11 protein-coding genes are annotated in these 10436 nt (G+C 67.7%); 7 read left to right on the top strand and 4 right to left on the bottom strand.

Annotation, left to right across the window (positions count from 1 at the left end; all coding sequences use genetic code 11):
* On the top strand, positions 1–946 hold a 946-nt coding region (ligM, locus tag ACK5KK_RS07900), incomplete at its 5' end, for a vanillate/3-O-methylgallate O-demethylase (RefSeq protein ID WP_416889537.1).
* Positions 947–1021: 75 nt separating this feature from the next.
* On the top strand, positions 1022–1909 hold the full coding sequence (locus ACK5KK_RS07895; protein WP_416889536.1) for a bifunctional methylenetetrahydrofolate dehydrogenase/methenyltetrahydrofolate cyclohydrolase: 888 nt from the start codon (positions 1022–1024) through the stop codon (positions 1907–1909).
* A 115-nt stretch (positions 1910–2024) separates the two neighbouring features.
* On the opposite strand, the gene ACK5KK_RS07890 is transcribed toward ACK5KK_RS07895, so the two are convergent.
* Both ACK5KK_RS07890 and ACK5KK_RS07885 read right to left on the bottom strand, forming a co-directional pair.
* A complete protein-coding gene (locus ACK5KK_RS07890) occupies positions 2025–2876 on the bottom strand; it encodes an IclR family transcriptional regulator (RefSeq protein ID WP_416889535.1) in 852 nt (283 codons plus the stop codon).
* A gap of 61 nt (positions 2877–2937) precedes the next feature.
* Entirely contained in the window at positions 2938–4305 is a 1368-nt protein-coding gene (locus ACK5KK_RS07885) for an aminomethyl transferase family protein (RefSeq protein ID WP_416889534.1), read from the bottom strand.
* A gap of 256 nt (positions 4306–4561) precedes the next feature.
* Here ACK5KK_RS07885 and ACK5KK_RS07880 point away from each other — a divergent pair, with 256 nt between their 5' ends.
* Genes ACK5KK_RS07880 through ACK5KK_RS07860 form a run of 5 tightly spaced genes read left to right on the top strand, consistent with a single transcriptional unit; the run spans position 4562 to position 9268 of the window.
* Complete coding sequence (locus ACK5KK_RS07880; protein WP_416889533.1) at positions 4562–5347, top strand: ABC transporter ATP-binding protein; 786 nt, start codon at positions 4562–4564, stop codon at positions 5345–5347.
* Positions 5334–6044 carry an ABC transporter ATP-binding protein gene (locus tag ACK5KK_RS07875; protein WP_416889532.1) on the top strand — a complete coding sequence of 237 codons (711 nt, stop codon included), beginning with the start codon at positions 5334–5336 and terminating at the stop codon, positions 6042–6044. The genes ACK5KK_RS07880 and ACK5KK_RS07875 overlap by 14 nt, the downstream gene beginning before the upstream one ends.
* A gap of 4 nt (positions 6045–6048) precedes the next feature.
* The gene (locus ACK5KK_RS07870; RefSeq protein WP_416889531.1) at positions 6049–6930 is read left to right on the top strand and encodes a branched-chain amino acid ABC transporter permease; all 882 of its coding nucleotides are present in this window, start codon (positions 6049–6051) and stop codon (positions 6928–6930) included.
* Positions 6930–7997: a branched-chain amino acid ABC transporter permease gene (locus ACK5KK_RS07865; protein ID WP_416889530.1), complete on the top strand. Its 1068-nt coding sequence runs from the start codon at positions 6930–6932 to the stop codon at positions 7995–7997. Before ACK5KK_RS07870 ends, ACK5KK_RS07865 begins: the two co-directional genes overlap by 1 nt.
* A complete protein-coding gene (locus tag ACK5KK_RS07860; RefSeq protein ID WP_416889529.1) occupies positions 7994–9268 on the top strand; it encodes an ABC transporter substrate-binding protein in 1275 nt (424 codons plus the stop codon). Before ACK5KK_RS07865 ends, ACK5KK_RS07860 begins: the two co-directional genes overlap by 4 nt.
* Positions 9269–9413: 145 nt before the next feature.
* Here the strand turns inward: ACK5KK_RS07860 and ACK5KK_RS07855 are convergent, their stop codons facing one another.
* Together ACK5KK_RS07855 and ACK5KK_RS07850 are read right to left on the bottom strand one after the other, a co-directional pair.
* Complete coding sequence (locus tag ACK5KK_RS07855; RefSeq protein ID WP_416889528.1) at positions 9414–9962, bottom strand: MarR family winged helix-turn-helix transcriptional regulator; 549 nt, start codon at positions 9960–9962, stop codon at positions 9414–9416.
* Positions 9963–10224: 262 nt separating this feature from the next.
* Positions 10225–10436 (bottom strand): aldehyde dehydrogenase family protein (locus ACK5KK_RS07850; protein ID WP_416889043.1); only part of this gene is annotated, 212 nt, incomplete at its 5' end.

The raw sequence follows: 10436 nt of genomic DNA, 5'->3' as shown, positions 1-10436 counted from the left end.
CGCCGCCGTGAACCGCGAGTACTACCGCTTCCAGATCCAGGGTCCCAACGCCTGGTCGATCATCGAGAAGCTCGCCGGCGGGCCGGTCGAGCAGGTCAAGTTCTTCCACATGGGGCACATGACCATTGCGGGCACCGAGGTGCGCACGCTGCGCCACGGCATGGCCGGGGCTCCCGGCCTGGAGATCTGGGGCCCCTACGAACACCACGGCAAGGTGCGCGACGCGGTCCTCGAGGCCGGGCGTGAGTTCGGCATCGAGCCGTGCGGGTCGCGGGCATACTCCTCGAACACGCTGGAGTCGGGGTGGATCCCCTCGCCGCTGCCGGCCATCTACTCCAGCGAGGGCGAGCGCGCCTACCGCGAGTGGCTGCCCGCGAACAGCTACGAGGCGATCAACGCCCTCGCCGGCTCGTTCGTGTCCGACAACATCGAGGACTACTACCTGAGCCCGTGGGAGCTCGGGTACGGCTCGTTCGTCAAGTTCGACCACGACTTCGTCGGCCGTGACGCGCTGGAGAAGGTGGATGCCGAGGCTCAGCGCAAGAAGGTGACCCTGGCCTGGAACGACGAGGACCTCGCCAAGATCCTCACCTCGGTCATCGACCGTGAGGGTGTCGGATACCAGTTCTTCGACCTGCCCAACGCAAACTACGGCTCGAGCAACTACGACGCCGTCATCGACGCCGACGGCAACAACATCGGGCTGTCGCTGTTCACCGGTGTCACCGCGAATGAGAAGCGCGGCCTGTCGCTGGCGACCGTCGACCGCGACGTGCCGCTGGGCGCCGAGGTGCGTGTGGTGTGGGGCGAGCCCGACGGCGGGTCCGGCAAGGCCACCGTCGAACCGCATGACCAGATCGCGGTCCGCGCGATCGTCAGCCCGGTGCCGTACGCCGAGACCGCCCGCCAGGAGTACCAGGGCGGCTGGCGCACCACGGGCCTGTAACCCACACCCCGCGCCCGACCCTCCGCCCCCCGGGGGGGGTGGGGTGGCGGGCATGATGACACAGAAGGAGTACGGATGACGGCGCAGGTACTGGACGGGGTCGCGACGGCGGCGGCGATCAAAGAAGAACTGAGGCAGCGCGTGGCGGCGCTCGCCGAGCGGGGTATCACCCCGGGGCTGGGAACACTGCTGGTCGGCGAAGACCCGGCATCCCGCTCCTATGTGACCGGCAAGCACCGCGACTGCGCTGAGGTCGGCGTCGCGTCGATCTCGGTCGAGCTGCCGGCCACCGCCAGCCAGGACGAGATCGCTGATGCCGTGCGTCAGCTCAACTCCGACCCGGCCGTCACCGGGTTCATCACCCAGCTGCCGCTGCCGAAGGGCATCGACGAGAACGCGATCATCGAGCTTATCGATCCGAACAAGGATGCCGACGGCCTCCACCCGACCAACCTCGGTCGGCTGGTGCTCGGCGTCGATCCGCGCACCGCGATCGCCGCGCCCCTGCCCTGCACGCCCAACGGTGTCATCGAACTGCTCACCCGGCACGGCGTGGAGGTCGCGGGTAAGCACGTCACCGTCATCGGCCGCGGCGTCACGGTGGGTCGCCCGCTGGGGCTGCTGCTGACCCGCAAGGGCACCGACGCCACCGTGACGCTGACCCACTCGCGGACGCCGGATCTGGCCGCCGAGGTACGTCGCGCCGACATCGTCGTGGCCGCCGTCGGTCAGCCCCACCTGGTGCAGGCCGACTGGATCAAGCCTGGCGCTGCCGTCCTGGACGTCGGTGTCACCCGCGTGGGCACCACCGAGTCGGGCAAGGCGAAACTCTCCGGCGACGTCGACCCCGCGGTCGCGGAGGTCGCCGGCTGGCTGTCGCCGAACCCCGGCGGTGTCGGTCCGATGACCCGCGCGATGCTCGTCGCCAACGTGGTGGAGACCGCCGAGCGTCTCGCCGGCTGACCCGCCGACGAGTCGGCTTCCACCCCCATCCCACGCCGATCGCTCCGCAGTCGCTATGGACGTGTCGCGCGCCCGCACCCCACGAAAGTGACTGCGCAGCGGTCGAGGAGAGGGGTCACAGGCGGTCACCGCGCAGTTCCAGGTACTCCAGCGAGCGGCGTGATGAGGTGACGAGCGAGCGGATTCCGTGGACCCGGCCGCCGCCGTCGGCGCGATACGCGACGGCGAGGTCTCCCGCGATACCTGCGCTCGCGCGCTTGAGTAGTTCGACGTACGGCAGCGGCGAGCTGCCGTCGCTCGGGACGACGACACCCATCGCGGCGTAGACGCTACCGTCGGGACCGGCAATCGGCACGGCGATGCCGCGCGATTCGAGGTGAATGAATCGGTCGGCGACGGCGAACCCTTCCGCACGGACACGGCGCAGTTCGCTGCGCACATCGGCCGCCGTCCGCAGCGAATACTCCGTGTACACCGGCAGCGGGTCGCGCACGGCCGCCGACACCAGAGCAGCGTCGCCGTGCGCGAGCAGCACCAGACCGCTCGACGATGCGTGCAGCGGGGTCCGTCCGCCGATCACGGTGGCGTTCAGGGTCGCATCTGGCATCGACATCCGCTCGATGAACAGCACGTCGTGACCGCTGCGGACGCCCAGCTGAACGTGTTGCTTGACCCGCTGCTGCACCGCCGACATCCACGGCCGGGCGATCTCACGCAGGCCGACCGCGCCGGGTGTGCGACTGGCGAACTCCCACAGCCTCACACCGAGGCGGTAGCTGCGATCGGGCAGCCGCTCCAAGAGCCCCTCGTCTTCGAGTTCGGCGACCAGCCGGTGTGCCGTGGAGGGCGCCAATCGCGCCGCCTGGGCGATCTCGGTGAGGGTCAGGAACGGATGCCAGGTGTCGAACGCCTCGAGCACACGCAAGTGCTTGTGCAGTACTGACTCGCCGCCGGACCCTCGCGCCACGACAACACCTCCCTCGACGCCGCCATGCTAGCGGCGCCGAGGGAGATGTGGGGTGGTGCGTTCAGCTGTCGGTGCGGTACACGGTGCGCGCGAAGTCGTGGTAGGGCGCGGGCGCGACGGTGGCGCGGATGGTCACCTGGCGGTGGTTCTGGTCGACGGAGTCCTTCACCGTCACCGGGTTCTCGCCCCATACGACCTCGACGGTGTCGCCTTCGGCGATGTCGTTGTCGAGGGTCGCCAGCGACATGTACAGCTGGTCGTACGCGACGTAGCCGGCATCGGTGGAGATGCCCACCAGCGCGCCGTCCTTGCGTACCTCGTCCATCTGGTACAGGCCGTAGCGGGCCTTCGGGAAGTCGAGGAACTTGGCGGGCGTGCCCGGCTCCATCTGCGACTGCACGACGGCGGCGACATCGGCGGCATCCCACAGCAGCGTCACCTTGCGGCGCGCCGGGGCCTCGGCGATCTTCTCCAGTGCAGCGCGGCCGTGGAAGTCGTGGTCGAAGCGCACCGACCGACCCAGACCCAGGTCGAACGGGGTCAGGTAGTAGTCGCGCACGTCGTCGCTGGTGAGGGACCCGGCGACCGACCCGGCGCGGGCGGCGGGCAGCCACTCGCGGTACTCTGCGAAGTCGTCATCGAAGATGGCGGGGAAGGGCGTGGGGACCCAGCCCGACTCCAGCGGAGACGAGGAGTACGCCTTGGCTCCGACACGGCGGATGTCGTACTCGGCGCCGGCTGTCATGATCGCGTCGCGGACGACCTCGTTGTCCTCCCACGGTCCGTAGAACTCGAACCCGGGCTGCCCGGCCATGCCGTGGCGCAGGGCCTTGACGGGGCGTCCGGCGATGGTGACCTCGCCGATGTGGAAGAACTTGATTTCGGGGACCGGGCCGCCGAACAGCTTCTCCATGACGGTGTCGGCGTGCGGGCCCTGCAACTCGTAGCGGTAGAACGTGGGCGGGCCCTGACGCATGTGCGAGTTGGGTTCCAGCCGGCTGTGCACGTCCTTGCCGGCGACCGCCGCTTTCTCGACGTTGTAGCGCACCCAGTCGATGAGGAGATGGTGACCGATGAGCACCAATCCGTCGGGACCCTCGTCGTTGTAGAAGAGGATGCCGTCGCCGATCAGGTATCCATTGACGTTGACCGCGATGAGCTGCTTGGCCACACCGGCACGGAAAGTCTTGAACGTGTTCGGCGAGATGGACTCCAGCAGCGGAATGAGGTCGGACCCGTGCAGGAACAGCTGGGTCATGTGGTGCGACTGGTCCATGAGCGCAACAGTGGTGCTCCACGCGCGCTGTTCATCACGCCAGTTCGTGAACTCCGGTGCCACCGGGAAGGTGAACGCCGGCCAGTTCTGGTTGCGGAGCAGTTCGACGGGGTTTCCCACGCGGGCGATCGCCGCGGCAAGTGTTTCGGTCATCCTCGACCATCCTTTCGTTGGTCGAGATGCTACGACCGAAGGGAACCTCGGACAGTCATGAATTCCACTCAATCGAATTTCGGTCCCACGCGCGTGCGGGGGATGGTGTCATGCTGTGACGAGGGCACGATCACGAATCGGAAACGTCGTAAGGACACGACGCCAAGATCGTTGACAATGCAACGGCACGACCCGTAGCGTCCCTCGTGACCATGACCGGAGTCGATGCGACGACGCCACGACCGGAAGGCAGTGAATGAGCGAACAACTCACGGTGTCAAACGTGAGCCTCCGGTTCGGAGGTGTGCACGTTCTGGAGGAGGTATCGTTCACGGCCGCGTCAGGGCACATCCTCGGCCTGGTGGGACCGAACGGTGCCGGCAAGACCTCTCTGTTCAACTGCATCAGCGGTCACTATCGTCCGACGTCCGGGTCGATCGTCATCGACGGCGCCGAGGTCAGCAACGTTCGCCCGGCCGCCATGGCGCGCAATCACGGGCTGGCGCGCACGTTCCAGCATCCCGCTTTGCAGCTGCACTCCACCGTCCTGGAGAACGTGCTGCTGGGGGCGCACACGCGCCTGCCCGGCGGGCCGGCCGAATGGGCGCTCGCGCTGCCGAATACGGTGCGCGCCGAGCGTGCCCGCCGCGAGGAGGCTCACGCGCTGCTCGCACGGATCGGCCTCGACTGGGCGGCCCACAAGCACGCCGACGAACTGTCCCACGGCCTGCACAAGGGCATCGAGTTGTGCCGGGCGCTGATGGCACGTCCGCAGCTCCTGCTGCTCGACGAGCCCGCCGCCGGTCTGCCGCACTCCGAGGTGGAACAGCTCATCGCGACGATCCGTCGCCTGCGCGACGAGGAAGACATCACGATCGTGATCGTCGAGCACCACATGGGGTTGATCTCCGCCCTCACCGACAGCGTCGTCGTGCTCGACCACGGCAAGGTGCTGATGACCGGCACGGCGGCCGAAGCCCAGTCCGACCCGCGGGTCATCGAGGCCTACCTCGGAAAGGATGCCGCCGATGACGCTGCTTGAGCTGACCGACGTCACCGCGTCCTACGGGCCGGTGCAAGTGCTTGACGGCGTCTCGCTGACGGTGCCCGACGGCGGTGCCGTGGGCATCCTCGGGGCGAACGGCGCCGGCAAGACGACCACGCTGCGCGCGATCAGCGGCGCGGTGCGCGTGGGCGGATCGATCACCTTCGACGGGGAGAACATCGTCGGGCTCCGGCCCGAACAGGTCGCGGCGCGGGGAATCGCGCACGTGCCGGAGGGGCGCGGTACGCTCTCCGACCTGTCGGTGCGCGAGAACCTCCGCGTCGGGGCATACCTGCGCAGCGACCGCAAGCAGATCGCCGAAGACATCGACTACTGCCTCGACCTGTTTCCGCAACTGCGCAACCGCGTGAAGTCGAACGGGTCGGCGCTGTCCGGCGGCGAGCAGCAGATGCTCGCCGTCGCCCGTGGCTTCATGGCCAAGCCCCGTCTGCTGCTGCTGGACGAGACGTCGCTGGGGCTCGCGCCGTCGACGGCGAAGAACGTGTACGAGGCCGTCGGGCGGCTGCGTCGCGAGTCCGGCATCGCGATGATCGTCGTCGAGCAGAACGCGAACCTCGCCTTCACCCTGGTCGACTCGGCCACCGTGCTGGAGACCGGACGCAGTGTGCTGTCGGGAACGACCGAAGAACTGCGCGACCGCGACGAGATTCGCCGCGCCTACCTGGGAGGTTGACGGGATGGGTACCTTCATTCAGCTGGTGGTCGACGGACTGTCGACCGGTTCGATCTACGCGGCGCTGGCGCTGGCGATCGTGCTGGTGAACCAGGCCACCGGGCTCATCAACTTCGCCCAGGGCGGCATGGCGGTGCTGTCCGCCTACCTCGCATGGGTGGTCTGGCAGTACGGGGTGCCGCTCGTGCTGGCGATCCTGGTGGCCATCGTGCTGTCGTTCATCATCGGCGCGATCGTGGAGCGGTTCGTGATGCGCCGGTTCGAACGCGGCGATCCCGACACCGCGGTCGTCGTGACGATCGGGCTGCTCACCCTGATCACCGGGGTGGCCGCGTGGCTATGGACCTACAACAACCGGCTCTTCCCGTCGCTGTTCCCGTTGGAGACCATCACCTTCGGCGGCGCGGTATTGAGCATGCGGTCGCTCGGGACGATCCTCGTCATCGTCGTGATCATGGGCCTGCTGCAACTGCTGTTCATCGGCACGAAGCTCGGCCTGGCGCTGCGGGCCGTCGCGATCAACCCCGAGTCGGCCGCGTACTCCGGCCTGCCGGTCGGGCGCCTGCTGATGGTCGGATGGGGCCTGGCCGCCGTCCTCGGTGCGGTCGCCGGCGCCCTCGTGGCACCGCAGCTCTCGTTGACACCGGTCATGATGGACGGACCGTTGGTCTACGCGCTGGCCGCCGTCATCCTCGGCGGACTGTCCAGTCCGGTCGGCGTGGTGGTCGCGGCGTGGTTGATCGGAGTGTTGGAGAACCTCGCCGCCGTCTACATCCCGCTCATCGGGCATGACCTGAAGATCGCTGTTCCGTTCCTGCTGATCTTCGTCGTCTTGATCATTCGGCCACAAGGATTGTTCGGCCGCAAGGAAGTGGTGCGCGTCTGATGAACGACTTCACGACGGAGCAGTCCGTTTCGACAGCACTGCCCTTTTTCCAGCAACGGTGGGTGCGCATCGGTGTCGTCGTCGCGGTGATCGTCGTCCTCGCGGTGCTCCCGCTCCTGCTGGACGAGACCAGCAACAACACGCTCGCGCGCATCGGCGTCTTCGCCGTCGCCGTGCTCGGCCTCAACGTGGTCATGGGGTACACCGGACAGGTGTCGCTCGGGCAGATCTTCTTCCTGGGATTCGGCGCCTACGTCACCGCGTACGGCGTCTCGCAGGGGTGGAACATCGTCCTGGTCTTTCTCGCCGCGTGCATCCTGCCCGCGTTGGTCGGTCTGGTCGTGGCGCTGGCCGCCGCACGGCTGGGCGGATTGGCCATCGCAATGGTCACGATCGCCCTTCCGTTGGTCGGTGTGCCGCTGGCCAAGCGACTCTCCGAGTTCACCGGTGGGTCGCAGGGCATCTCGGCGCGTTTCTCGAGCGTTCCCGACGGCATTCCGCTCTATACGGACCAGTGGCAGCTCTACCTCGTTCTCCTCATCGGCGGCATCACGTTTGTCCTTACCCGCAACCTCGTGCGTGGCAAGTACGGTCGCGCGTTCGCGATCGTGCGGGCCAACGAGGCGGTCGCCGGCTCGATGGGCGTCTCACCGTACCGGTACAAGGTGCTGGCCTTCACGATCGCCTCGCTCATCGGCGGTGTCAGCGGATTCCTGTACATGGTCGTCATCCAGTACACCTCGCCGGAGACGCTGCATTTCGGGCACTCGATCACCCTGCTGGCCTCAATGGTGATCGGCGGCGCCGGGAGCATCATCGGTTCGATTCTCGGCGGCGCGTATTACGTGCTCGTTCCACAGTTGACCAACATCATCGACCCGGGACTGACCTCGCTGTTGCAGGGCGCGATCTTGCTCATCGTCCTGTTCGTGCTTCCGCGCGGCCTCGTGTCGCTTCCCCGCGTGGTCCGGCGCCTCCTTCGTCGCAGCGAGCCTGAGCCGTCGGCCCCGATGCCCGTGTACACGGCACCCGAAGAAACACCCAAAGAGAAGAGGCAAAAGAGATGAACCGACGCACAGCATCGCGTGTCACCGCCGTTGTGGCGGGCATCGGCGTTGTCGCCCTGCTCGCCGCCGGCTGTAGCCGAGGCGGCGACACCACCGGTGGTGGAGGAAGCGGCGGCGATGGCGGCGGCGGGTCCAGTCCCGGCATCACCGACACCACCATCACCCTGGGCATCTCGACCCCGCTCAGCGGTGCGACCGCCGGCCCCGGCACCTGCACCGTTGCCGGTGTGACCGCGTACTTCGGCGCCCGCAACGCCGAGGGCGGTGTCGAGTTCGGTGACGGCAAGACGCGCACGGTCGAGATCGAGGCACTCGATGACGCGTACGACCCGCAGAAGGCGGCCGCGAACTTCGACCAGCTCAAGGGCAAGGTCTTCGCGATGACCGCGGGGCTCGGCACGCCGACCAACCGCGCGTGGCGCGACGCCGCGATCGACGACGAAGTGCCCCAGGTGCTCATCATGACCGGTGACGCGCTGTTCTCCGATCGCGAGCAGTCGCCGTGGCAGCTCGGTTTCGTGCCGGTGTACGCCAACGAGGGTCACGCGTTCGGTGAACTGCTGGCGGCGTCGTCCGGTGACCACAAGGTCGCCATTCTGTCGCAGAACGATGACTACGGCGAGGGCTACGTCGAGGGCTTCAAGGAGGCCATTGCCGGGGCATCGAACATCGAGGTCGTCGGGGAGCTGACCTATGAGGCCACCGACACCGCGGTCGATGCGCAGATCACCGAGCTGGCCGCCACAGGCGCCGACGTGGTCTTCAACGCCATGTCGATCACGCCGCTGGTCATCTCTGCGATGCAGAAGGCGCAGGAACTGAACTGGAAGCCGAGCTGGTTCCAGCCGTCGAACACGTCGAGCCCGGGGGCGATCCTCGAGCCGGCCGGTGCCAGCGCCTTCCCGGGTGTGTACACCGTATCGTTCGCGAAGGCGCCGCAGAGCCCTGACGCCGCCGATGACCCCGAGGTCGTGGAGTACCTGGCGAACCTCAAGGACTACGCGGACTATCAGGACATGCCGGCGTTCCCGCACTGCCAGTGGAGCTACATGCTGGGTGCGACGCTGGAGCAGGTCTTCGCCAAGATGACCGAGCCGACCCGCGCTGACTTCATGGAGCAGCTGTTCACGATCTCCGACTTCCAGGCTCCGCTCATGCTGGACGGCACGGCCGTCGACACGACACTCGACGGTCAGCCGGCCGTTTCCAGCGTGCAGGTCGTGAAGTACAACGGCAGCGGCTACGCGCCCGCCGAATCCTACGACGGTTGATCGACCCGGTCACCCGGTGACCACGAGGGGGCGGATGCTGAGTCTTCAGCATCCGCCCCCTCGCCGTCGCCCACCGGCACAGCGAGCCAGGACCGCGAGACTACAGCGCCGGTATCGAGACAGCGTGTAAACCGTGGGGTTTCGATCACGCTTCTGCTGTCTCGCGGGAGCTGTCCGGCTCGTCGTCGCGGCTGGGGGCGTTGCGGAGCTTGTCGATCATCTGACTCAGCAGGGTGTTGAGCTCGCGGATCTGCGCTTTGCTCAGGCCCGCGTGGATGATCTCCTGGCCGCTCAGCGAGATCGGCATCATGTCGTTGTGCATGCGCGCCCCGGCGCCGGTGAGATACATCGGGCGCGACCCGCGCGGGCCGTCCAGCAGGGCGATCAGTCCCCGCCCGTTGAGGATGCTGACCCCTTTGGAGACCACAGCCTTGTTCACCCCGAGGAACTCCGAGACCTCGGTCGCCGACGCACCCGGGCGCATGGCCAGGGCGGACAGGATGCGCCAATCGTTGGTGCCGAGCCCGAATCGTCGGCGCAGTTCGTGTGACTCGCGCCACACCAGCGCGTTGGACAGCAGCGCCAAGAGCCGTGGGGTGAACTGCTCCGGGTCGAGGCCGTTTGCCAATGGTTCGGTGATCAAGCCCGCCACGTCGACCGGTGGGAGGTCGGCGGGGGTGTCGGCGACCGTCATGCCGCTCCCTTCGTGACCTCCGAGTCTGACAGACACGCCGACAATCCCGCCGCAACCCCACGGCCCGTCCCGCAACCGCCCGCGCCCCGCGCCGGCCCCGGTTCCGGTTCCGGTTCCGCGAGACTACAGCGCGGGTATCGAGACGGCGCGTAAACCGCGGGGACTCGATAGCGGGCCTGTATACTCGCGGGCCGGGCCGGGCCGGGCGGGGCCAGGCCGGGCCGGGCCGGTGGGCCAGTCCGGGGGCGGGGTGGTCTTGTGGTCAGTGGGTCATGGTGGCGAGGGCGTCGGGGTCGATGGTGGCGATGGCGCGGGTGTCCTGGAAGGCGCGGATGCCTTCGATGCCTTGTTCGCGGCCGATGCCGGATTGTTTCATGCCGCCGAACGGGGCGCGCAGGTCGAGACGGGTCGCGCCGTGGTCATTGACCCACACGTACCCGCATTCCAGTTGCGATCCGACCCGGTGCGCGGCGG

Origin of the sequence: Microbacterium sp., assembly GCF_047972865.1 — a bacterium.
Taxonomy (GTDB): Bacteria; Actinomycetota; Actinomycetes; order Actinomycetales; family Microbacteriaceae; genus Microbacterium.
Note: the sequence above shows the minus strand (reverse complement) of the source record. Positions and strands in the feature narration are given on the sequence as shown.

Coding starts and splice junctions, on each gene's coding strand:
- ACK5KK_RS07870 (WP_416889531.1), top strand. CDS start 6,049: ATGGGTACCTTCATTCAGCTGGTGGTCGACGGACTGTCGACCGGTTCG.
- ACK5KK_RS07855 (WP_416889528.1), bottom strand. CDS start 9,962: ATGACGGTCGCCGACACCCCCGCCGACCTCCCACCGGTCGACGTGGCG.
- ACK5KK_RS07860 (WP_416889529.1), top strand. CDS start 7,994: ATGAACCGACGCACAGCATCGCGTGTCACCGCCGTTGTGGCGGGCATC.
- ACK5KK_RS07865 (WP_416889530.1), top strand. CDS start 6,930: ATGAACGACTTCACGACGGAGCAGTCCGTTTCGACAGCACTGCCCTTT.
- ACK5KK_RS07895 (WP_416889536.1), top strand. CDS start 1,022: ATGACGGCGCAGGTACTGGACGGGGTCGCGACGGCGGCGGCGATCAAA.
- ACK5KK_RS07875 (WP_416889532.1), top strand. CDS start 5,334: ATGACGCTGCTTGAGCTGACCGACGTCACCGCGTCCTACGGGCCGGTG.
- ACK5KK_RS07885 (WP_416889534.1), bottom strand. CDS start 4,305: ATGACCGAAACACTTGCCGCGGCGATCGCCCGCGTGGGAAACCCCGTC.
- ACK5KK_RS07880 (WP_416889533.1), top strand. CDS start 4,562: ATGAGCGAACAACTCACGGTGTCAAACGTGAGCCTCCGGTTCGGAGGT.